This window comes from Bartonella sp. W8151 (assembly GCF_016100385.1).
Taxonomy (GTDB): domain Bacteria; phylum Pseudomonadota; class Alphaproteobacteria; order Rhizobiales; family Rhizobiaceae; genus Bartonella; species Bartonella apis.
The window spans coordinates 19,802-43,920 of the sequence record NZ_JACFSO010000002.1; the positions used below are offsets into that span (position 1 = coordinate 19,802).

15 protein-coding genes are annotated in these 24,119 nt (G+C 45.7%); 4 read left to right on the forward strand and 11 right to left on the reverse strand.

Going from position 1 to position 24,119, the window contains the following annotated elements; all coding sequences use genetic code 11:
* Positions 1–24: 24 nt before the first annotated feature.
* The 8 genes from H3V14_RS03250 to H3V14_RS03285 all read right to left on the reverse strand — a co-directional run bounded on the left by H3V14_RS03250 (position 25) and on the right by H3V14_RS03285 (position 14,423).
* Complete coding sequence (locus tag H3V14_RS03250; protein WP_198226579.1) at positions 25–1,083, reverse strand: acyl-CoA dehydrogenase family protein; 1,059 nt, start codon at positions 1,081–1,083, stop codon at positions 25–27.
* A 1,025-nt stretch (positions 1,084–2,108) separates the two neighbouring features.
* Entirely contained in the window at positions 2,109–3,245 is a 1,137-nt protein-coding gene (gene lldD, locus H3V14_RS03255) for an FMN-dependent L-lactate dehydrogenase LldD (RefSeq protein ID WP_075869142.1), read from the reverse strand.
* Between the two features lie 269 nt (positions 3,246–3,514).
* A complete protein-coding gene (locus H3V14_RS03260) occupies positions 3,515–5,158 on the reverse strand; it encodes a lactate permease LctP family transporter (RefSeq protein ID WP_198214680.1) in 1,644 nt (547 codons plus the stop codon).
* Between the two features lie 679 nt (positions 5,159–5,837).
* Positions 5,838–6,692: a siderophore-interacting protein gene (locus H3V14_RS03265; protein ID WP_198226581.1), complete on the reverse strand. Its 855-nt coding sequence runs from the start codon at positions 6,690–6,692 to the stop codon at positions 5,838–5,840.
* 474 nt (positions 6,693–7,166) lie between these two features.
* On the reverse strand, positions 7,167–8,969 hold the full coding sequence (locus H3V14_RS03270) for an ABC transporter ATP-binding protein (RefSeq protein WP_198226583.1): 1,803 nt from the start codon (positions 8,967–8,969) through the stop codon (positions 7,167–7,169).
* Positions 8,966–10,840: an ABC transporter ATP-binding protein gene (locus H3V14_RS03275; RefSeq protein ID WP_198226585.1), complete on the reverse strand. Its 1,875-nt coding sequence runs from the start codon at positions 10,838–10,840 to the stop codon at positions 8,966–8,968. The genes H3V14_RS03270 and H3V14_RS03275 overlap by 4 nt, the downstream gene beginning before the upstream one ends.
* Before the next feature lie 534 nt (positions 10,841–11,374).
* Positions 11,375–13,720, reverse strand: coding sequence for a TonB-dependent copper receptor (locus tag H3V14_RS03280; protein ID WP_198226587.1), 2,346 nt, complete (start codon positions 13,718–13,720; stop codon positions 11,375–11,377).
* 259 nt (positions 13,721–13,979) lie between these two features.
* Positions 13,980–14,423, reverse strand: a complete 444-nt coding sequence (locus tag H3V14_RS03285; protein WP_198226589.1) for a hypothetical protein — start codon at positions 14,421–14,423, stop codon at positions 13,980–13,982.
* Between the two features lie 520 nt (positions 14,424–14,943).
* Here H3V14_RS03285 and H3V14_RS03290 point away from each other — a divergent pair.
* Positions 14,944–15,705 (forward strand): dihydrofolate reductase family protein, encoded by a 762-nt coding sequence (locus H3V14_RS03290; RefSeq protein ID WP_198226591.1) that lies wholly within the window; start codon positions 14,944–14,946, stop codon positions 15,703–15,705.
* 236 nt (positions 15,706–15,941) lie between these two features.
* On the opposite strand, the gene H3V14_RS03295 is transcribed toward H3V14_RS03290, so the two are convergent.
* The 3 genes from H3V14_RS03295 to H3V14_RS03305 all read right to left on the reverse strand — a co-directional run bounded on the left by H3V14_RS03295 (position 15,942) and on the right by H3V14_RS03305 (position 19,253).
* Positions 15,942–16,772 (reverse strand): SDR family oxidoreductase, encoded by an 831-nt coding sequence (locus tag H3V14_RS03295; RefSeq protein ID WP_198226593.1) that lies wholly within the window; start codon positions 16,770–16,772, stop codon positions 15,942–15,944.
* 412 nt (positions 16,773–17,184) lie between these two features.
* Positions 17,185–18,081, reverse strand: a complete 897-nt coding sequence (locus H3V14_RS03300; RefSeq protein ID WP_198226595.1) for a LysR family transcriptional regulator — start codon at positions 18,079–18,081, stop codon at positions 17,185–17,187.
* A gap of 407 nt (positions 18,082–18,488) precedes the next feature.
* Complete coding sequence (locus H3V14_RS03305) at positions 18,489–19,253, reverse strand: GntR family transcriptional regulator (RefSeq protein WP_198215820.1); 765 nt, start codon at positions 19,251–19,253, stop codon at positions 18,489–18,491.
* Positions 19,254–19,376: 123 nt separating this feature from the next.
* On the opposite strand from H3V14_RS03305, the gene H3V14_RS03310 reads away from it, so the two are divergent.
* From H3V14_RS03310 to H3V14_RS03320, 3 genes are all read left to right on the forward strand, one after another.
* Positions 19,377–20,138, forward strand: coding sequence for a LamB/YcsF family protein (locus H3V14_RS03310; RefSeq protein ID WP_198226597.1), 762 nt, complete (start codon positions 19,377–19,379; stop codon positions 20,136–20,138).
* Between the two features lie 17 nt (positions 20,139–20,155).
* Entirely contained in the window at positions 20,156–22,075 is a 1,920-nt protein-coding gene (pxpB, locus tag H3V14_RS03315; RefSeq protein WP_198226599.1) for a 5-oxoprolinase subunit PxpB, read from the forward strand.
* A 116-nt stretch (positions 22,076–22,191) separates the two neighbouring features.
* Entirely contained in the window at positions 22,192–23,940 is a 1,749-nt protein-coding gene (locus H3V14_RS03320; RefSeq protein WP_198226601.1) for a biotin carboxylase N-terminal domain-containing protein, read from the forward strand.
* Positions 23,941–24,119 lie beyond the last annotated feature (179 nt).

Consider the following 24,119-nt stretch of genomic DNA (forward strand, 5'->3'; position numbering starts at 1 on the left):
AATTTGAACGGATAAACGGGTTAATCATGCCAAGGCTTTTTTAAGCTGCGTGACACTGGGGGTAATAATGGGAACAAAACTTGCCTCGCGCAAACGACGGGGAAAACCTTCGGCAGTCTCCATGAGATAGGCACCGCCGCCACGGGTTTCCAATTCAAGCAGAACCGCTTTCCAGAGCCAGTCGGTCAAGCTGATGCGCAACCTGAATAAGTCTTCGGGAGCATCGACAAAATGGTGATTGTTTACACCCTTGATAAGTGCATCGCGCAAGCTTGAAAGTTCTTTTTCTGTCTCGTCTATATCGCCTTTGAGCGATACTCTTCGGGCATTGAAATATTTTTTGGCTTCGCCAATAAAGCGCGCTGCCAATCCTGAAAATAGCCCGCATTGAAGTGCGATAAAAGCCGGACGCAATGTTTTCAGCCATTCGGCAATATTGTCATGTAAAATCCGGTCAGCCGTTAAAGCAACCTTATCCATGGTGATCGCTTTTGTACCGCTTGAGCGCAAAGCCAGTAAATCGAGCGATTGGACATTCACGCCTTTGTCACTGTTTTCAAGGCTGAAAACGACCGCGCGTCCGTTATCAAGTTCGGCTGCGCAGGCTGCAAAAAAGCCTTGGCAATCGATATTGGTAATCCATGGCATTTTGCCGGTAAGCTGATAGATTCCATTGTCAAGCGAGGCAAAATTTTCCATTTTTTCAAGGCCGCAAAGATGTTTCATTAAATTGGAGAGACCGGCAGAACCGGCCATTTTCCCTGATGTCAGTAACGGCAATTGACGGCTTTTGAGCGTTTCATTCGGGCTTTGCAAAACGCATTCGATATAAGCGCGGTGCGCCCATAAGACGAAGGCAGCAGTGAACGAGGAATAGGCAATGTCGGAAATTGTCAAAATAGCATGGGCAATGGTTTTGCCATCGCCACCGAACTTTTCCGGTACACCTACGCCGGTCAATTTTTCTTTTGCCAAGCGCTCCAATATAATTTTCGAGGATTGAAACGTGGTGTCCCATTCCTCTGCATGGGCTTCAGCCCATGGATAGAGCTTATTGAAGCCCTTCAAACAAGGGGATAACATTTTTAAAATTGCCTGTTGATGAGGGGTGAAGAAAAAGACAAGTACCGCTTTTTCTCGCCGCCCTTGAAGAAAGGCGCGATTGAAAAAACGTTGAATTGTAAAGGAAGAGACATTTTAATTCCCCGCAAACTTGCTATGGACAAGCCTAATATTTCTTCTTTTCACGAATTGTTCAACCTTTTATTTTTTTATTTGCGAAAAATATTTTCCCCTTTTTAAAAAAATTAAATAAATTTTTTAAAGAGTTTTTTTGAGCAAAATGTGAAAAATAACCCGTTTTCCCTTAGGAAAACGAACTGATTTCCCCTGATTTTTGAAGGCAGAAATTTTCTTTTGTTGAACAATTCTCAATCAGTAACGTAAAAATTTTTAAAAAATAAATTTGTTTAAAAACTATTTGGATAAGGCATGAAACCCAAATTTTCATAATTTATCACGAGTAGCATAAAAGGCGGTAGTGACAGGCAAGATCGCCAAAAACAAAGCTGAAAACGCTTTTTCAGTTTATCATTCAAACGGGTGCAGGCAAATTGTGGTGAATAAATTGTGCAGGTCGAAGAGAGCGCCATAGTCACTTGAATTTTGCCGTCTGCCATAATTTGAGGATAATGCTGCAAGGTTTAACATCCTCACCACTTGGAAGGTCGCGGAAGATAGATGAAAAAGGTCACAAAGAGGTGCAATCGGGGGAGTGCGATCGGGGGTGCGATCGGTAAGCCGGCAAAAAGAATAACCAGCCTCCAAAAAATAGGCATGGCAGCAGTGGTAGGATTGGCATGGTGTGGGGGAGTTTCCGGACAACGCCGGTAAGCGGTGTTATAAAGGGAACCAAGTTCAAAAATTTTCAATCCACTTTCGCAGGTCATGATAGCAAACTAAAGGGCTGCAAGCGTGATGTTGCCACACTCACAGTCCTTTTTATCAAAAGCACTTTTAAAACCCAAAAGAGAACAAGCCGCTTTGAGCGATTCACTGAAAATCGACTTGTTTCATGCTTTTGCAATGTCGATTTTCAAGGCTGTTTTTCAATCTTTGACGAGCATATCCGCATTGATATCGGCAATTTTTTTGGCGCCTGTCAATGTCATTGCAACACGCATCTCCTTGGCTATGAGATCAAGCATATTGGCTACGCCTTTTTCACCATCGGTTGCCAATGCATAAGCAAATGCACGGCCAAGCATAACTGTATCTGCTCCGAGTGCAATCATGCGCACAACATCAAGGCCTGAACGCACGCCGCTATCAACAAGAACTTTGAGATCGGGTTTTAAAACTTCTGCAATTTTTGGCAATGCCCTGACGGTTGAAGGAACACCGTCAAGCTGGCGCCCGCCATGATTGGAAACAATAACGCCATCGGCACCGAAACGCACAGCATCGCGGGCATCCTCAACGTCGAGAATGCCTTTGATAAGCATTGGACCCTTCCAGAATTCACGAATCCATTCAAGATCTTTCCAGCTTATCGACGGGTCGAAATTGGCTCCTAGCCAACCGATATAATCTTCCAGATTGGTCGGTTTTCCGCGATAGGTGGAAATATTGCCAAGGTCGTGGGGCCTTCCCATGATGCCGACATCGTAAGCCCAGGCAGGATGAAGAACAGCTTGTGTATATTGGCGCAATTTGGCAAACGGGCCTGACATACCGGAATGGCGGTCACGGTAACGGGCACCCGGAACCGGCATATCGACGGTGAAAACCAACGTTTTGATGCCTTGGGCGGCTGCCCGTTCAAGAACATTTTTCATGAAACCACGATCTTTGAGGACATAAAGCTGGAACCAGATGGGGTTTGGAACTTGCGCCTGAACTTCTTCAATCGGGCAGACAGAAACAGTCGAGAGTGTAAAGGGGATACCGCGTGATTGAGCGGCTTTGGCTGCCTGAACTTCACCACGGCGTGCATACATGCCGGTAAGCCCCACCGGTGAAAGTGCCACCGGCATTTTCATTTTTTCGCCGAAAAGCTCGGTTTCAAGACTGAGCTCCGACATATTTTTCAAAATGCGTTGGCGAAGCGCAATATCGGATAAATCCGTTGTATTGCGTTGCAGGGTACGCTCTGCATAAGCACCGCCATCAATATAATGAAAGAGAAATGGCGGGAGTTTGCGTCGTGCACCTTCGCGATAGTCTGAAATAGAAGATATAATCATTTCTTTACCCGTCTTGTTAGTCGTGAGGATCAAAGTCCGTTACAAATCCGGCAAAGTGGTTGCCAAAAAAGTGCCTTATGAACGAAATTATATTTCCAGTTAAATGCATTTTCGCGGAAGATCATTCACATCTATTGTGATTTTTACTTCAGGAAATGCGAGTGAATATTCCACGGTGGCTGATCTATTGGTGTGGAATATTTCACTCTTTTTATTTAAACAGGAAACATACGGTAAAAGTAAAATCAATATTACGGGATCATCCACGATTACGGGATCATCCACGGAAGAACATATCCCTGAAGCGTTGTCATAATACCGGCAATGGCACAAAGCCCCAGCGAATATTTGACAGTATAGCGGAAGAGGTCGGATTCTTTCCCGACAAGTCCCACAGCCGCGCAAGCTATTGCAATCGACTGCGGCGAAATCATCTTGCCGGTAACGCCGCCCGTACTGTTGACTGCAACAAGCAGAACATCGGAAACGCCGATCTGATGGGCTGTTGTTGCTTGCAAGGCACCGAACAGAGCGTTGGAAGACGTATCCGAACCGGTAACAAAAACGCCAAGCCAGCCAAGGAAGGGCGAGAAGAACGTAAAACTTTTGCCCGTCTGTGACAAAGCCAGTGCCAAAGTGGATGAAAGCCCCGAATAATTGGCAATAAAAGCAAAAGCAAGAACAATACCGATCGAATAAATCGGAAGGGCAAGTTCTTTCAGCGTCATGCCGAAAACGCCAATAGCGCGAGCGGGACGCATTTTTAAAACAAAAGTACTGACGACAGCTGCAAGGATAATTGCGGTTCCTGTGGCTGAAAACCAGTCGAATTTATAAACGGCGCTGATTTTTGAATCTGTTGCAACAATAGGCGCGGTTTTGACAATAATATTATTGAGGAATGATACGTCGAAACTTAACACCCAGCTTTCCAATGCCCCGCCTTTGGCAAAAAGTTTTTTGAAAGGCGCAATGCTCCAAACCATAACAAAAATTGTCAATATGATAAAAGGCGACCATGCCTTGATAATTTCTCCCGTTGAATAATGGGGAATTTCTTCTTTGGGGGCAGCTTCGCTTTCGTCAAAACGGAAAATGCGTTTTGGCTGCCAGAGGCGCAAGAAAAGCGGCAAAACAACGAGTGTTGCAATAGCAGCTGTAATATCAGGCAATTCGGGCCCGAAATAATTGGAAGTCAGGAATTGGACAATTGCAAATGTGCCACCACCAACAAGTACAGCTGGCCATGTTTCACGCACGCCGCGCCAGCCATCCATGATAATTACGAGCATGAAGGGAACAAATACCGAAAGAAACGGCAATTGCCGTCCAGCCATCTGGCTTAACAAAAACGGATCGATATTTGAAACCTGTCCGGCAACAATAATCGGAATTCCCATAGCGCCGAAAGCAACCGGAGCAGTATTGGCAATAAGACAAAGACCGGCCGCATAAAGCGGGCGAAAGCCTAACCCTGCAAGAAGGGCAGCAGTAATGGCAACCGGTGCACCGAAACCGGCAGCGCCTTCAAGGAAAGCACCGAAAGCAAAACCCACCAGAATGAGCTGTAGGCGCTGGTCTTCGGTAATCCCCAAAATGGAATGTCGCACAATATTGAAGTCACCGGTGACAACCGAAATTTTATAAAGAAACACCGCGCCAACGATAATCCATGCAATCGGCCACAAACCGTAGAAAAACCCGTAGATGGCGGATGAAATTGCCGGTCCAATCGGCATGCCATAGACAAAAACGGCAATTAAAAATGACAGGATAACGGTAATTGTACCGGCGACATGTCCTTTCAAACGAAGAAGTGTCAAAGCCAGAAAGAAAAAGATTATCGGTATTGCGGCAATCAGTGCAGATAACCATAGATTGCCAACCGGAACATAATTCTGCATCCACGTCATTGTTTTCTCCTCCCAATACGTGTGCGGTAAATGTTGGTTGGTAAATAATAAGGCTGAAGAAAACTAAAACGTCAATTTATTTTAGATTAAAATTTGCATATATGAACCAGAAATAGGCTTATATTTGAAAATATGTGAGTAATTATTATAAAAATTATAAAAATGAATATTTTTAAAATCAAATCCGGTTTTAAGGCATTTTCCATAATGTTTTATGATTTTTTGAGGCCAGAAGCCAAGCTTTCAAAAACAGGTTAAAAAATATCTGTGTTCCGCATTTGGCTAAGCAGACAGGCGCTCATCAACGCATAGCGCTAATTTTTGAATAAAATACCGATCTACTCAAGAAGGAGTATGCTCTCGAAGAAAAGTCAGCTCTTGAAAAGTGATAGAGGCCGGTTTTTACGAGTGTGATTTTTGGGGGCTGGGTATGAGAATAAAAAGGGGACAAGAAAAATCCAATTCCTTTCACCTCTTTGACAGCCGATAAAAGCAGGGCAATTTTAAAAAACAGATCAACAGCTCACTTTTCAAGCCGGCACCGGCGACATACCGGCTTTTTTAAACTTATATTTGTCACCGCTCACCTTTCAAACGTCGGGGATTTATTATCGGTCGCTCTTCAGCCGCTGGGGAAATCTCGTGACTATAGGTGTTCCAGTGTTAGTCTCGCCACCGATCAAGCCGGAATATCGAATTCATCAAAATCTTTTTCGGTTTTTCCCTGTGCAATAAGTTCGTTATAATATTTGCCGCGAATTTTCTCTATTTCCGAGCTGGCAAGCCCGAGACGCCAATATCCGATGGCTTTGATATTCTGCTTTTTCACATTGCAGTTAGTCATGAAATGTTTCCTGATTGCACGGGCTTCTTCGCGTTCACAGGCAATCCAGATGGAGCAACCTTCTGCGGAGCTAATCTTTTCAGCCGAGTGAACAAGAAAACCGGTTTGCCCCGGATATTCTTCTTCCTTTCGCACATAGATATGTTTTTTGACCCCCTTGTTATCGGGGAGTTCACCGGCTGCTTCTGCAGTTGCGGATTCGATATAGATTTCGGCTTCGGTGTTTTCCGGCCAATGGGAAAGAATGGAAAAAACGGCCGGAATGGCGGTTTCATCAGCAAAGAGTTTCAGCTTTTTATTTTTATATTCTTCCGTTGAAAATTGCGGGCGCGGACCAATCAAATAAGCATGAGATCCGGCTTTCAAACTTTGAAGCCAGTTGATAGCGGGGCTTTCCCCTTCATGTTTGACAAAATCGACTTCGATTTCATGTGTCGCGGGATTAAAAGAACGGATTGTATAAATCCGGTAAACCTTGCGGCCTTGTCCGGTTTCGCCTATCTCGAAACGCACGGCAACATTTGCCTGTTGCCATTCAATCGGGTTTGTCGGGTTGATTGTTCCGGTCAGGCGGACGAGGTGGGAAAAAGGTTCATAAATCCGGTTGACCGTTAGTTCAAGACGCTCCATCCCGTCCATGTGGTTTTCCGGCGTGAGTTCAGCCGTATTCCTGTTTTTTGTCTTTTCCATCTCTTAAGCTCCCGCACCGATTGTTTTTTTAGGTTTTAAAACTATAGACGAATAATAATGAATATAATAGTCAAGTTTTAATAAACCGGTATTGAAGAAAATATCGCTGTCTGTCAATCAGGTTTTCATGTCGTTTACCGGATTGCTGGAAGTTTGCCAGAATGAACAGTGCTTATCCTTGGATGACCGGCCATTCTAAGAAATAGCGAGTTCCTTCAAATTGCGCCTGTTGCGGAGAAGGTGACGATTAATTTTCTCACAAAAAGCACGCACTCCAATTTTCCCATAAAGGGCATAACATCGCATTCTTTCCGGCAAAGAGCGTGCTGTCCCATTCTTTCCGGCAAAGAGCGCGCTGTCGCATTTGGCAATTCTCGGGGGACAAGGCTTGAAGATCAGCTTTTCCAGCCGGAAAATCTTGAAATTTCGAGTTTGATCGGCGGCGGCTGGTTTCGCTTTTTATTTGCCTTAGAATCAATTCAGAATGGCTGCGCTATGGGGGAATACGCCACGCGCTTTATTCTGGTTATTCCATAATTTTTGATAAAGACCATCGGCTTTCACCAACGTATCATGGGTTCCTTCTTCGACGATTTTCCCGTTTTTCAGAACAATGATATGGTTAGCCCGGCGGATGCTGTTCAGCCGGTGGGCAATGACAACGACTGTACGAGTTCTGGTCAATGCATTCATGGCGCGTTGGATTTCTGCTTCCGCCGACGGATCAAGGCTTGCGGTTGCTTCATCAAGAAGCAATATCGGGGCGTTTTTCAGGAAAGCGCGGGCAATGGAGATGCGCTGCTGTTCACCACCCGAAAGCGAGCTTCCATGCTCGTCAAGCACGGTGTCATAACCTTCCGGCAATGCCATGATGAATTGATGTGCTTCGGCCTGTTTTGCCGCTTCGATGATTTCTTCACGGCTCGCATCTTCCTTGCCGATTTTGATATTGTCATAAACCGTGCCGGAAAAGAGAAGCACATCCTGAAATACCATGCCGATCAAACGATGAAGATTTTCTGTCCCTATGTCTTTAAGGTCGATATTGCCGATTGTGATTTTACCTTCTGTTCTTTCCCAAAGGCGGGCGATAAGGTGAACAAAACTTGTCTTTCCGGCACCGCTCGGGCCCACAATGGCGGTCAATTCCTGCGGCCTGATCGTACATGAAATATCATCAAGGACTTTGTTATTCGCTTCTTTTGCGTTGCCCGTCTCTTTTGTGTTATTCGCCTCTTTTTTATCATAGCTGAAGCTCACATGGTCGAAACGGATTTCATAGTTTTCCGGCATTTTGGGATGTTGCGGTTCGGGTAGCGTCGGTTCATGAAGCAGCGCTTCAATGCGCATAAGCGAACGGTTTGCCAGACGCAACATCAACATTGCCTGACCAACTTCATATAATTGGTGGTAGACGGGCAAAGCGATAATCAGAAAAATCAACAATTGAGAGACAGTGAGCTTGTCGTTTGCCAACCAATAAATGCCGAAAATAACCAGACTGATATAGCTCATTTCCAGCACAAAACCGAAGCATGACAGGAAAGGCGAGGTTCTCGTTTCGGCGTGGAACCATGCATTGCGCTGGTCGTCGAGGATTTTTACAAGTCTTTTCCAGCTATTGCCGAAACGTCCGAAGCTGCGAATAACAGTGATACTTTGCACATATTCAAGCAAAGCCGATTGCACGGCACTATTGGCTTTTCCAAGTTTCAGACCTGCGCTTTTTCCCATAGAGAGCGTCCATAACAAGGCAAGCAAAGTCAAAGGAAAGCCGCAAAGCATGACAATTGCCAGACGAAAGTCGACAAAGAAAAGAAAAATGGTCAGGAAAACCGGCATTGAAAAACCGGCAACAAATGGCTGGATGAAATGCGACCACATATGTTCGACAAAAGTAATATCGGAAGTCAGTCTTCCTGCAAGGTCTCCGCTTCTTTGCTTGTTGAACCAACCCATGGGAAGTTTGCGCAAATGCTCTGCTACATTAAGGCGTGCCTCGCCCATCATCGTGAAAGCACCATTATATACTTTCGGCGCACCGATTGCACTTGCGCCGATGCGCAACAAAAAGCTCAAAACCATGCCAGCCCCGAAGAAAATAGCGGCTTTGATGGTCAGCTCTTTGGCAAAGGCCTGTGTCAACATCATAAAAAGGAAGACAAAGGGAAGAGCTGCAAAAAATCCTTCGACAATCGTCCATAAAATGCCGTGAACGAGTTGTTTGTCGCGCGTTTTCGACAGCCGGAAACCGGACGTTAAAATATCGATTATCATGACTGCCCGCCTTTTTTTGCCAAAACATCCTGTTGTGTTGAAAGCGTGTTATCGTCTTGCCCCTTGGAGCCGGTTTTTTCTTCGGCTTCTCCCGCCTCTTCTCCGAGTGACCAGTTTCCTGCCGAAAGCTGGTCTTGCCATAAAATCCGGTAGGTCGGGCAATTTTTCAAAAGCTCTTCATGGCGGCCTTCGCCCGCTAGCCTGCCATGATCCATCACAATAATCTTGTCGGCAGAAACGAGATTTTGCAAATGATGGCCAACAATGAGAACTGTGCGATTTTTATAAAGTGTTTCGAGAGCTTCGTGGATGAGGTTTTCATTTTCCGGATCAAGACTTGAAGTCGGTTCATCAAGAAGCAGGATTGGCGCATTTTTCAAAAAAGCGCGGGCAATCGAAAGCCTTTGGCGTTCACCGCCGGAAAGTTGCGAGCCGCGTTCCTGAAGGAGCGTATCATAACCTTGCGGCAAGGCTTCGATAAAACCGTCTGCTTTGGCAAGGCGGCAGGCCTCTTTAAGTTCTTCATCACTCGCATCGGGTTTTGCAATGCGCAAATTATCGGCAACAGTGCCAAAAAGGAGAACAACATCCTGAAAAACAATGCTGGTCTTGTTGAGAAGGTCGTCAAGCCGCCAGTCGCGTACATCAAGGCCACCTATGGTTAAATGCCCGTGGTCGAATTCATAAAGTCGCGCAACGAGTTTCAGAATTGTACTTTTGCCCGAACCGCTTGGCCCCACCAATGCCGTAACTTGATCGGCTTTTGCGCTAAAACTGACATGGTCGATCGCGAGCCTTTTGCCGTAACTATAAGAGACATCGTCAAAAACAATTTCATAGGGGCCTTTAGGCGTTTTGCTGTTGTGACTTTCGATAAGCGGTTTTGCAGTCAAAACCTCGTTGATATGATCCATCGCTTCGATATGATTCATTTTTTCATGAAGTGCCCCTGAAAGGGTCAATAAAGGTTCAAGCACCAGTGGCGAAAGAAGCAAAAATAACACAAAAGTAGCCGCGTCAAGTGAACCGTTTACATAGAATATGGCTCCGATCGGGGCGACCAGAACAAGATTGCCGCGCAGTAAAATAGCAAATGTCATAAACGAGCGTGTCACTCTGGCAGCAAAACTATGCGCCCAGTCAACCGCATTATGGATTGTCTTTGAAAGATTGCCAAAAGACCGCGTATCGAGACCGAAACTTTTGATAACGTTAACACCACGGATAAATTCGCTGATTTCGCCTGAAATTTTTTGCTGTAAACCAATCCATTCACGCATGTCATCGCCCATGCCGCGTGTCATCCACCATTGGGCAAAAAAGGCAATCGGCAAGGGGATTAAAACAATAATGGCAAGCCGCCAATCGGCAAAAAACAAAAGGATAAGAGCCGAAAGCGATACAATGGGCGCAGAACTTAGATTTGGCAAAATATGCGCATAAAGACTTTCGAGACTGTCAATATCATCGTAAAGCGTGCGCCTGAGTTTTCCCGAAGACTGGCTTGCAAAAAACGACAGTGGAACCTCACCCAGTTTTTGGGCTGCTCTTTTTCGAAGTGTAAAGAGAATGGTGAAGGCCCCTTTATGGGCAAGCATGTCACTTAAAGATACGAATATCCATCTAAGCAGAACAAGGCCGGTTGCAACACCTGCAAGATACCAGAGTCTCGTCGGGTTGACCGTCGGTTTCAAAAGCTCGCCGGCAATAAGCGAAATCACATAGAAGGGCGCAATGCTCAAAGCCGCTGCAATAATGGCCGTGATGATAGCGAAGCCGGTAAAAAAACGCGAATAGCGCAAAAGTCCCAAAAAAGTTGCAGGCTTTTCACTGTCATAAACTGTCGGATTCATGGATGGTTGTTGGCTCATCACGATTACCGCAAAAATTGTTAAAAATCGACTATGACTTATTTTTGATAATTTTGGTATAGTTTTATTTGTTTACCCATGAAAAACTTTTTATCGGTTTTGTTGTCACCGATTTTTTAGAATAAATTTCGGTGTTCCATGCTGGAAACCGGTCTCCAAACAGGATAATTTTTGGAAAAAAACGCGATCAATTTTATGCGCTTTCCATCAGGCTTTTCAAACGCGTAACAAGATCAATCGCAAATATTAGACCAGAATTATTCTTGTCATCCATGTTCTTGAGGTCAGAAAAACATTTTGCATGAGAAAGCTTCAAGGAATTGCCGGAAAGGTGAGAGGCATTAAATCGGCGTTTTCGACCGTTAAAAAGTTTTTGTGCCAAGTCTGAAAGGTTATTTGGTGGTTTTGTTGCACGTGGCACTCAATTCCGCTGTTATGTGAGGCATAATTTTTAAAAAAATTATGCCTCACAACATAAGCTGAAATATAATGGGCAAAGTTTGATATTATTTGCCTTAACTTGACAAATGGATCTCAGAACTTGAAATCGGCTTTTGCCCAGAAGGTGCGCCCGGGCTCTCGCACTTGATAATGGGCGGGAAAACCGAAACCGGCATCGCCATCACGGTTCAGATGTTCATAATAATCTTTGTTGAAGAGATTATCGACCCCGCCGGTCAAAGCCACATTTTTTGAAATCTTGTAGCTGCCATTCAAAGAAAAAACACCAAAGCCCGCACTTTTATCAAAGTCTTTCCCCACAACATTGCCTTTATTTTCGGCAATACGCGGTTGATTGGCAACAAGCCTTAAAAGGCCGCCGATGCTCCATTTTTCTTTTTGATAGGTGAGGCCGAGCCTTCCCTCCAAAGGTGGAATTTGCGGCAAAGCTTCATTGTCAGTGGTGTTTTTCCCCCACGAATAGGCAAGGCTTGAATCAAACTTCCAAACATTGAAGAACATATGGGAAAGCCCCAACTCGCCCCCCATTATGGTGGCATCGACATTCGATGCTTTTGACTGCCTGCTTGAATAGTCGAAGAGAATATAGTCATCAATCCGGCCGACATAAGCGGAAGCCCAGATGTTGCTATTTTCCCCGCTATATTGCGCACCGAAATCAAGTTGGGTGGTTTTTTCGGGCTTTATGCCGTCAAATGCATTGAGTGAATTTGCCTCCGATTGTTTTGGCGAAAACAGTTCCCAATAATCGGGGAAACGCTCGGCATGGCCAAGCCCGATATAGGTTGTGAGCGGTATTTGATCAAGGTCGCGCTCATAACGAAGAAAACCGCTTGGCAATGTTCTGTTTCGCTTGTCGCCATCTGTCGGACTTGTGCTTCTCTCATCTTTCACAGAAGCTCGATCAAGTCTGCCGCCAAAAACAACGCGTTGATTTTCGGCAAAGTTCCATGTGGCTTCGCTGAACAGTCCGTAATTGAAAAATACCGCATCCTTATCCCAACCGTGAATGCTCATCATATTGCGGCTTTTTCTTTTGCGGTGGGTGTTGGTTTGAACATCAACCCCGCTCACGAGCGATAAATCGCCTAAATCCCAATTGGTGGTAAAGTGGCCGCCCATGGTGCGCCGGTCAAGGCGCGATTCCATCGGCATGGATGACATATCCATTCCGCCCATGTCCCCCATACCGCCCGTGCCATTCATTCCTCCCATGCCGGTCATGCCTCCCATACCGGCCATCGGATTTCCGCCTCCGCTGCCCATCATATGGTTCATATCCATGGCCCCCATAGCCGACATATGCCCCATATGACCGGTGCCCGGTTTGCCTGTGCTGGTGATACCGATTGGCAGCGGGGAAGCGCTGGTCGCAAGGTGGCGCAAACGGAAATTATCCATAATGTGATCGGCATAATTATAGTAAAATTGCGCATCTATCTTGGTGAGCCGGTCATTGATATTTTCTTTGATGAATTTGGCAGAAAGCGATTCCCGCTTGAATTGGCTGCCATCCATAGCGCGGCCTGCATAACGGGCTTCACCATCACCGCCGCCGCCCGAAAGCTCGAACAATGTATTTTCGTCTGGAGTGAACCCCAAAAACATATCGCCATTCCATTTATCCCATTTTGAGGGAACACTGTTGCCATCACCATCATGATAATCATGGGAAAGCGCTTTATTGCCGATAATCCGGATATAGCCGGGGCGTACCCCGACAGTGCCATCAAGGCGGGATTCAAAACGGCTATTGGAACCGATGACAATACTGGAATCGCCTTTGACGGTCGGTTTGTCAAAATGCTGCGGGTCGCGTTCAAACAAAATTGTTGCCGCTGAACCGGTGGGACCATAGCGCACGGTTTGAGGCCCCTTCACAACAGTGAGCCGGTCATAGCTTTCAGGCGAGATATAGGATGTCGGATTATCCATCCGCCCCGGACAGGCGCCCATAATCGTGCTGCCGTCATTGACAATATTAAGACGCGAGCCGAATTGGCCTCTAAAAACGGGGTCGCCGTTGGTGCCGCCATTGCGAATGGTTGCAAAACCGGGAATAGTTTTAAGATAATCGGCACCATCCGAAGCGGGAATAGGCTGGCGTGGGGCTTTCGGATTGGTAACAACAGTGACCGGTGAAGACATGGCAGCAGATGTAACGATAACCGGTCTGAGAACTATGTTTTCTTTTTCTGCAGCCTTCGCTGCCTCTTTTTGTTCGGGACTTATTGGCGGGGTTTGAATCGGCGTTATCGTGCTCTTTTCGTTTTTTATAGCCGTTTCGGCTTTTGCACCCGTCGGCATTATCATGAGCAGGGTGGAAAGGGCAGCAATGGCACCAATTGCGGCAGACGATGATTTTAGTGCGTCCGAGTACGCACTAAACCGCCTGTCGGTTTGAAAGAGAGAATCCATTTTTAAAAATCCATAAAGAAAAGTGGATTGAAACTTTGTCAGGCATGGAAAACAAACGGGAATGGCCATGAAGGGCATTCTCCGAGCCTCGTTTTTTGTGAGGCTTTAAACCATGCGTTTTGACGGTGAAAAAAACAGGCTGACAAGTTTTAAAATCACAATTGGAAACTTAAAAAAAATAGCAGCAAACATTTGCGCCACGTCGGCAAAAAACGCGGCCATTTTTTTAAAAATTCGATGTTTTGATATGTTGGACCTGTCAGCTTATGAGTGACAATGGCGGGGAACGCGGCGAGGCGTTGGATTTTACAAAGAAAGTGCCGAAGGTTACCGCATCATAGGGCAGTAAAATCTCGACCAAAAAAAGATTATGTTCGCCGATTTCAACACTATCGGGCGGGGTGAGCATTGATGCGCCGATGCGGCAGGCATGACATGCACCCAGTTCATGACATGAATTGTCATTATGGTGTTTTTTGCTTAATTTTTGCGGTTTTGAAGTTGCGTTTTTCGAGCAAATGTTGCCTTCAGAAACCATATGCGAATGGTTCTGCCAAACGCTTTCATGATGGTGAGACGAGTGGGCTTCAAAACTGTTTGGTAGAACCGGAAAATTGCGATTATGGGCGAAGGCGAGGTTGAGCAGTGCGAAAATGCACAACACCCTGATAACCACGGAAAATGGTTTGCTCGTCCCGATCATTTCGCAAAAACTTTACCTTTTTTGGAAACTATTCTCCAGTTTTGTTTTTTTTGCAAGATAGACCGAAACAACCAACAGGATTTTTTAAAAAAATCGGCAAAAAAGAGGGGAATAGAAGGCCATCGGAAAGGTCAGGAACGAGGCTGTCAGAGGGGAAATCGCACGACAAACGGGAAAGGGAAGCGAAAGGAGTGAGAAGGGAAGGTAGACGTAGGACTGAGGAAGCTTAAGCAATTTTGAGAAAGAGAGAGGCTCATCCCTCGAGTTTCAAGTTGATGTCGTGCTTTTTTTCCCATATATCCGTATGTTTTATTTTTGCGAGCTTTTAAAAAAGAACGCGTTTCAGGCAAAGCCCGCTTTTTCATTCCCACTTCTCTATTGATGAATTTTTCTAATAGGCCTTGTGAAAAGAGGCCGGTTTATGAGGGGGCTTCAAGCGTTTATAGATCAAGAAGACTGTTTCAAAGAGCCTTTGCTTATTTCGTTGCTCTTTCATGATTTTATTGTTCAAGGAGAAATCATGCGCCCGTTTATAATTTGTCATATGATGACGTCGATTGACGGAAAAATCGTGGAAGATCATTGGACTGCGCCTTATGACGGAACAGAAAATGATAAGGCGACAATTTCCTATTATGACCTTAGCGACAGTTTCAATTGCGACGCGGAAATGCTGGGGCGCGTTACCGTTCAAAGGCATTTTGCGAAGCAGGAATTCAATGACCCAAATCCTGTAAGAGTGATTGACCCGCAACCTTTTATCGGTAAGCGCGAAACAAAACGGCTATGCATTGTTGTCGATCGCCATGGGCGCATCAAATATGAGGGCGACAAAATTTGCGGCGAAAACATTATTGTTGTTTTGGGCAAAAAAACTTCGCAAGCCTATCTGGAACATCTTCGTAGCTTGGAAATTTCCTATGTCTTCGCCGGTGAGGATGGAAATGACCTTGTGGAAGCCATGGAAAGTCTTGGGCGTTTCTTCAATATGAAGCGAATTGTTTTGCAAGGTGGTGGCACGATTAACGGAGCATTTTTGGAAAACGGGCTTATTAATGAATTGAGTGTGATGATCTATCCCGGTATTGACGGGCGCAAAGCTGCACCTTCATTATTTGATTGGTCACCTCGCACGGATAATAGTGCAACGGGAGAAAAGGTTTTGGTGAAAGCAAATCCGGCCGCCGGCCAGTCACTCGAATTGCTGGAGGCAAAAAACGCCGGTCAGGGTGTCATTGCACTACGCTATAAAATACACCACGAGAAAAATAGCAAACAATAGGCGCTGAATGCAATAGATCGGGCTTTCGGCCAAGGATTTGCCAGTTGAGGGGTGAGAAAAACGTAATCATTTAACGGTTACAGCATGAAAGAAAAGACACGACAATTCAGCCGAACGCAATTGATCTTTTGGCTAAAAATGTTTCCGTTTGGCTGAAACGCATCTTCTGACGGAACCCATAGCACTTTAATATTCGGCTTTGACGGAGATTTAAGAAAAGGGTTGTTTCATCCCGCTTAAAAATCGGTTGAAGCGGCGAGTTGTTCCTGCTCTTTGAAGTCTTCAAGCCTTCTTTTCAGAACCTCAATGGTGGTTTTTAAAGCACCTGAACCGAGCACCATACGTAACGGTGCGGGCGTTATATCGACACTTTCGATAATGCGGGCAGCCATACGCTCCGGATCCCCTGCGGCCAAGCCGTTTTTCCGATCAAGCATTTTTTGAAAAGCATGGGCGGGCGTATTGTCATAAGCCTCGATCGGCTTTGCAATTTTTGCGCTTTTATAGCGGAATTCGGTTCTTGCTCCACCGGGTTCGACAATGGTCACGCCAATATTGAATGGCGCCATTTCTTGTGAAAGCGAGTCACAAAAACCTTCTATGCCCCATTTTGTCGCATGATAAAGCGAATTTCCGGCAAAAGCGACTTCCCCCCCATAGGAAGAAATCTGAATGATGCGCCCATGTTGTTTTTTTCTCATAATGGGCAGGAAGGCGCGGATAAAGTCGATCGAACCGGTGAGGTTGGTTGCGATAATGTCGTCAATTTCTTCATCCGATAATTCTTCAGCCGCCCCGAATAATCCATATCCGGCATTGCTCACAATCACATCGATTATTGAAAACAATTCTTCTGTCTTTTGCTCAAGTTGTTTCACAGCCTTCCGGTCTCTCATATCTAAAATTTCGACATGAAATTGATCAGGATAACGGGCAATCAAGTCTTCGACAGGTGCCGTTTTGCGCACAGTCCCCAATACCTTATCACCGCGGCTTAAAACCTGTTTGACCATTTCATAACCAAAACCGCTTGAGACACCGGTTATTACCCAGTTGCGTTTGACCATTTTTTGAAACCCTTTGACAAAAATGCATTTTCAAAGTTGCACTATCTTTGATCGACTATGCGCGGACGCTCATTATGATCGAGATTAATCCGAAAAGCACTTTTTTTGAAAGCGGGCGCAAGAAACTAGGCTTTATGCAAAATTTTCATAAAACAAGCTGATTTGCCAATTTTTGGCCCTCGAAGTTTATCGGTCAAAAAAATAGTTTAAGTCGTCAATATAAAAAAAGAGTCTCAGGCGGAGGTGGTAGAAATATCAGGGAAACAGGAAAACAAATCTGCAACAATGCAACACTGGGAGGTTTAGCGGACAGGATGAAAAACGCGATGGAAAAAACCGGAATCGTGCATGGAACGAACCTTTTTAGAGGCCTTCTCGGAAATTGAAATTCAAAATGTGTGGGCGCATAATCTTATAAAGCTTTATAGCGCAAACAATCGATAACCAGTTGAAAAGCAGCGGTGTGTTGGTGCCGTGTTGGATAATAGAGATAATATCCCGGAAATGGCGGGCAATAATTTTCAAGAATGCGTTTAAGCCGCCCGCTTTCCACCCGTTCGACCACAGCATCTTCGGTTGTGTAGGCGATGCCGAAACCGGCTTCGGCAGCATCCAATGCCTGATCGATTGTGTTGAAGCTCAATTGCCCTTCGACCCTTATTTTACATTCATGGCCATTTTCTTCAAATTCCCACACGTAAAAACCGCCGGATGTCGGCAATCGAAGATTGATGCACTGATGTTCAAGAAGATCACGCGGCGTTTCCGGAATGGAATGGTTTTCAAGATATTGTGGTGAGGCGACAGCTGCCATGCGTAAATCCGGCCCGATTTTTAGCGCGATCATGTCCTTTTCGACCTGTTCACCAAGCCGCACACCGGCGTCGAAACGTTCGGCCACAATGTCGGTCAAGGCATAATCAATCGAAATTTCGAGATGAATATCGGGATATTTTGCAAGAAGCGGGTAAAGCTTGGGCCATAAAATGGCTTTTGCCGCATAATCGGGCGCGGTTATGCGGATTGTGCCGGATGGGTGGTCGATTGTCTCGCAAAGGTTTTTAAGCTCGCTTTCCATCTCCACAAGATGGGGCGTATAAAGTTCGAGAAGCCGTTCGCCAATATTGGTCGGTGCAACCGAACGTGTGGTGCGGCGCAACAATTGTAAATGGAGACGTTCTTCCAGATTTTTTATCGAATGGCTCAAAGCCGATTGCGAAATATTGAGCTTGCGGGCTGCCTTGGTAAAGCTTTTTTCTTCGGCAACAACCATAAAGGCCATAAGATCGGCGATATTTTCTCGAAGCATAGGTGCGCCCTTTATTATCATGATAAAACGGGTCTAGCATGAGTAACACATTGAGCTACTCCGTTTCGACAAAAGCAACATCCATATTTGCCTTGAAGCCGTTCCGGAAGCAGTGCTGAACAGTTTGAATAAAACAGAATATATAAAGGACAAAGGCAAAATTGAAGTGAAAACCATTGTCACATTATCCGGCAATGAGAGGCGATATTCTACAAAGCAATGTGACGTTCAATTTTTCATGCCGCAAATAATATGCACAGAATAACGGGTTGCGAAAATAACCGGCACTTGCGCGCAAAAACACGGTGAAGAATGCCGGTGTGAGATACACGACTTGAAATAACGAGCTGAAATACACTCAGCAAGAGATAAGCCAAAGATAACAACAGAACGGAGAGAAGGGGGAGTTATTTTTGCAGTGCTCTATAGGCTCTGACAATCATCCTTTCGGATTGTTTGAGATAGGCCTTGAGAAGGCGTGCTGCTTTTTTCGGCTTTTCTTTTTTTAAGCCTTCGACGATATCGCGGTTCATGGCGACAAAAGGCTGATGGAGCGATTGTAAATCGGTAACCAGACCGAAGATTAGCCGCAACTCGATTGTGATTTCGGAAAATAACCGGTCAAGCCGCGGACTGTTGCCAAGGCTTACCAGCAATTGGTGAAATTCCATATCGGCAGTACCGACATCCTGCCATTTTTCTTCTTCACAAAGTTTTTCTGCTTTTTCAACCACCTTGTCCATCAAAACGATAGAGGGATGAGGAAAATTCATGTTGCGCACCGCGCCCACTTCGATAATGCGGCGCGCATTGTAAACATCGACAATCGTATTGAAGTCGGGAACTGTCACAAAAACACCGCGATTGGCACGATATTCGGCAAGTCCGTTTTTGGTGAGTATCCGGAATGCTTCCCGCAATGTATTCCGTGAAACCGACAATTTTTTTGCAAGCATTGCTTCGCTTAAATGTTCGCCCGGATGATATTGGCCACTGATAATGCCTGTTTCAATCGCTTTGACTGTTTGGTCTGCAAGCGATATTTCGTCTTTGCCGGTTTTCATAATCCTTCCCACCCCTCGATTTTTAACCGAGCGCAAGCGCTCGCGCAAAGTCTTGAATTGAAATGCATAAAACCTGATAGCAAAATCGCAATCCTCCCGTTTCGACATCCTCCAAATATATTTACAAGTTTATTTGAGAAAGAACATGATTGCAATGTCTAACAATCAAAGTTAGATTGTTCAACAATATAAAATAAACAAAAATCTATATTCGGCAAAAGGGAGGTTAGAATGAAATCAATTGATTTGAACAGCGATCTGGGTGAAAGTTTTGGTCCATGGAAAATGGGCGAAGATAGCGAAATGTTGTCTATTGTTACCAGTGCCAATGTCGCTTGTGGTTTTCATGCTGGCGACCCTGCCGGTATTTTACGCACACTCGAGGCGGCCAAGAAGAATAATGTGCGCGTTGGTGCCCATATCGGCTATCGTGATCTTGTAGGCTTCGGGCGCCGCAATATGGACCCGACCGATAGTGAATTGACGGGCGACGCCATTTATCAGATCGGGGCGCTTATGGGGCTTGCCAAAGCGGCAGGAACCAAAGTTTCATATGTGAAGCCGCATGGCGCACTCTATAATACAATTGCCCATGATATGCGTCAGGCGAAAGCCATTATCAATGCGATCAAAGCGGTCGAGCCGTCGCTGGTATTGATGGCCTTGGCGGGCTCGGACCTTATTCCTTTTGCCCGTGAAGCCGGACTTGTTGTGGTGGCTGAAGCTTTTGCCGACCGTGCCTATAAGAGTGACGGGACACTTCTATCCCGCCGCGAAAAAGGTGCTGTGTTGAGTGACCCTGCTATCGTTGCCGAACGTATGCTGAAATTTGTCAAGACAGGAAAAATTACCGCGATTGATGGCAAAGAGATTAGCCTTGATGCACAGTCAATTTGCCTCCATGGCGACAGCCCGAGTGCTGTATTAATGGCTAGAGCTGTCAAAGCCGGTCTTGAAGAAGCCGGAGTTTCTTTAAAGCCATTTGTTGATTGAGGGAGTGCCTTTTCCCCATGCGCTTTCTTAGTGTCAATAATTCGGCTTTTCTGATCGAGCTTGCCGATCTTGAAGAAACATTGGCTTTGTTTGACCGCTTGCAGCAAGAAATTCGGCGCGGAGAGAAAGATCGGCAAGGCCAAGAAAATCTTCAAGTTCAAGAAAGTTTTCAAGCTATTGTCGAAATTATTCCGGCAGCGCGAACTTTGCTCGTCAGGTTTGATCCCGCTTTTGCCGATGAAAACACATTGGAGACACAAATTGCGGGATTGAAACTTGAAAAAGGACAACAAAAAAGCGGCAAACTTGTCGAAATACCGGTTGTCTATGACGGGGAAGATATTGATGATGTTGCTGCTCTTTTAAAAATTGACCGTGAAGAGGTTATCCGTCGTCATACAGAAAGCCATTATCAGGTTGCTTTTTGTGGCTTTGCTCCCGGTTTTGCCTATTTGACCGGCGGCGATCCCATTTTTAATGTTCCAAGACGCGCATCACCACGAAAATCTATTCCCGCCGGTTCTGTAGCACTTGCGGGGAAATTCGGTGGTGTTTATCCGCAACCGAGTCCCGGTGGCTGGCAATTGATCGGGCGGACAGATGTTAAAATGTTTGATCTCGACCGTGAACCGCCTTCACTTCTAAAACCGGGTGACAGAGTGCATTTTGTCGATGTGACAAAAGATTATTCTGCGCATTCCAAAGGGACGACAAGCTTTTCCTTATCCCGAAAGGAAAAAGTCGGAACTCTTTCCGAAAAACAAATGAAAAATGACAGGATTGAGATTGCCGAACAGGAAAAATCACAAAACTTTTTTTCGCCTGACGATGGAAAACTATTGCCGGATAGGTCGGGTAGCAAAGCTTTAAAGAGCAGTGCTTCGACGAAAGCCGCAGAGGCGAATGAAAAAGCCAGTTTAGCAAAAACGGGCGGTCATGACGACAACGGAAGATCAGCCACCGAAGCAACGCCGAACCCTCAAGAAAATGCGGTTTTCAAATTGGTAACTACATTGATGCCGGTGACGTTTCAGGATCGTGGGCGTTTGTACCAATCTTTGCAAGGGCTTTCCCCTTCAGGGGCGCTTGACCAGAAAGCAATGGCCAATGCCAACCGACTTGTCGGCAATGCTCGTGAACAACCGGTGCTGGAATTTACCTATGGAAATGCGCGTATAAAAGCATTGCAACCATCGGTTATTGCTTTTACCGGTGCTAACCTGCCGATTACCATCAAATCGGCAAAAGGCAAAGTTTTTGTTTTTGAAAAAAATATACCGCTTGCCATTGATGAAGGCGATGAAATTATTCTTGGGAGGCCCTTGGCAGGCTTTCGTAGCTATATGGCTTTGCGTGGCGGCTTTAAAGTTGAACCGGTTTTAAAAAGTGCGTCTTTCGACAGTCTTTCCAATTTGGGGCCGAAACCGCTATCAGCAGGTGACAACATCTTTATAGCCAATGATAGCCCTTTGCAGCCGGTTTTATTGTCGCTTGATGATCCTTACTTCCTGCCGAAAGCAGGCGATAAAGTGGTACTTGATGTGGTTATGGGGCCGCGGACCGATTGGTTTACAGAGCAATCAATTGAGATGTTTTTTGAAAAAACGTGGCAAGTGACGCCAGCTTCCAACAGAATTGGCATAAGATTACAAAGTGACACCCGTCTCGAGCGCTCGCGAAGTGATGAATTGCCGAGTGAAGGCACAGTAACGGGGGCAATAGAAGTTCCTGCAAATGGCGAGCCGGTTTTGTTTTTGCGTGATCGGCCGGTTACCGGCGGCTATCCGGTTATTGCCAATCTTGTTGAAGACCAGATTGACCTTGCGGCACAAATTCCGATAGGAGCTTTCATAAAATTTCGTGCCGTCAAAAATTTTTATGATAGCGAGCAGAAAAGCTTGAAGAATGGTGCCAATAAAACTTCAAAAAAATCATGAAATTAAATGGAAATGGCAAGGACCAAAAAACATAAAGTCGAAACACGGGCTTTCGGAAGACAGAAGAGCACGGGCTTGATTTAAGAAATTACAAATTCACAGTGATGGGGACGTTCATGAAAAAAATATTGATTGCCAATCGTGGAGAAATTGCATTGCGCATTATTCGTGCAGCACACGATTATGGTGTTTCTTCGGTTGCAATTTATGCCGATATTGATAGTTCAGCGCTTTTTGTCAAAGAAGCCGATGAAGCTTATAGCCTCAACGGTAACCGGCCGGAAGAAACCTATCTTGACGGCAATAAGATTATTGAAATTGCCAAACGTTCGGGGGCCGATGCCATTCATCCGGGCTATGGCTTTTTGTCGGAAAGTGCCGAATTTGCGAAAACCGTGATTGATGCAGGTCTCATCTGGATTGGGCCGGATCCCGAAGTGATTGATCTTTTGGGCGACAAGCTCAAAGCCCGTGCAGTTGCAAAAGAGGTGGGCGCGCCGCTTGTTGCCGGTAGCAACGGTATGATCACAAGCGGTAAGGATGTTGTCGCTTTTGCCGAAAAATATGGCTTTCCCGTTGCAATCAAGGCAGCGCATGGTGGCGGCGGGCGCGGCATGAAGGTTGTATGGAAACGGGAAGATGCAGAAGAGCTTTTCCAGTCGGCTGTTCGTGAAGCGGTTCAGGCTTTCGGCCGTGGCGAATGTTATGTCGAACAATTTCTTGACCGTCCCCGCCATGTGGAAGCGCAGGTAATTGCCGACAAAATGGGACATGTTGTGGTGCTTGGAACGCGTGATTGTTCGTTGCAAAGGCGCAACCAGAAACTCGTCGAGGAGGCGCCGGCACCGTTTATTTCAGAGGCCGTTGAAACACGTTTGAAGGAAGCGGCTACGAATATTTGTCGCCATGTCAATTATAGCGGCGTCGGGACAGTCGAATTCCTGTTGGGGCGCAATGATGTTGTTTCGTTTCTCGAAGTCAATACGCGGTTGCAGGTCGAACATCCTGTGACAGAAGAAACAAGCGGGCTTGATGTGGTGGTTGAACAATTCCGTATTGCCGAAGGTTTGCCTTTGAGCATTAATAAAACGCCTTCCCCCATCGGCCATGCCATTGAATTTCGCATCAATGCCGAGGATGTCGGACGCGGGTTTTTACCGTGCCCTGGAAAAATTACAAAGTTTTCGCCTCCCTCAGGTCCCGGTGTGCGGCTTGATAGTGGCGTTCGTGAAGGCGATGTTGTAGCCCCGCAATTTGACTCGATGATTGCAAAATTGATTATTACCGGAAGGACCCGCGAAGAAGCGTTAAAGCGTGCCGCACGAGCTTTGAGCGAATTTGAAATTGAAGGTGTCGCAACGGTTTTGCCGTTTGACCGGCTTGTTGTTCACCATCCGGATTTTATTGGAGAAAACGGCTTTAAAGTTTATACACGCTGGATCGAAAACGATTTTGCCGAAAAACTGGCTATGGAAAGCAGAGCCGATAAAATTGAGCCGCAAATCGAGCGTTTTGATGTTGAAATTGATGGAAAGCGGGTGGAACTCGGTTTGCCCTTCCGGTTTTTGAAATTGCTTGAAGGGGCGGGAAGTGCAGTAAATGGTGCACAAAATCCGCAATTCGATAGTGGGAAACAAGTGAAGGCCGATAAGGGCGCTGGTGATATTGCAGCACCAATTCCCGGAACGATCAAAGCATGGCTCGTCGAGAACGGCAAAAAAGTCGAAGTGGGTTCGACTGTAGCCGTAATGGAGGCCATGAAAATGGAGACTGAAATTAAAGCCGAAAAAAGCGGAACACTGGAAATTGTAAAACCGGCTGGCAGCATCACCAATGTCGGGGAAGTGATTGCCCGTATCTGCTAGGAATCGCAACCTTTAAAAAATTGGTACTCGGAATTTAAAACCGTTTTTAAAACGGAGAAGCCAAGAACGGGAAAACTGCCGGTTTGGTAGTTAAGACAAGCGTGCTGAGAGAAAGACCAGCCTGTTTAAAGAGGCTGGTTTTCTTTAAGAATGATGATTGTTAAAAAATCGAACAATGT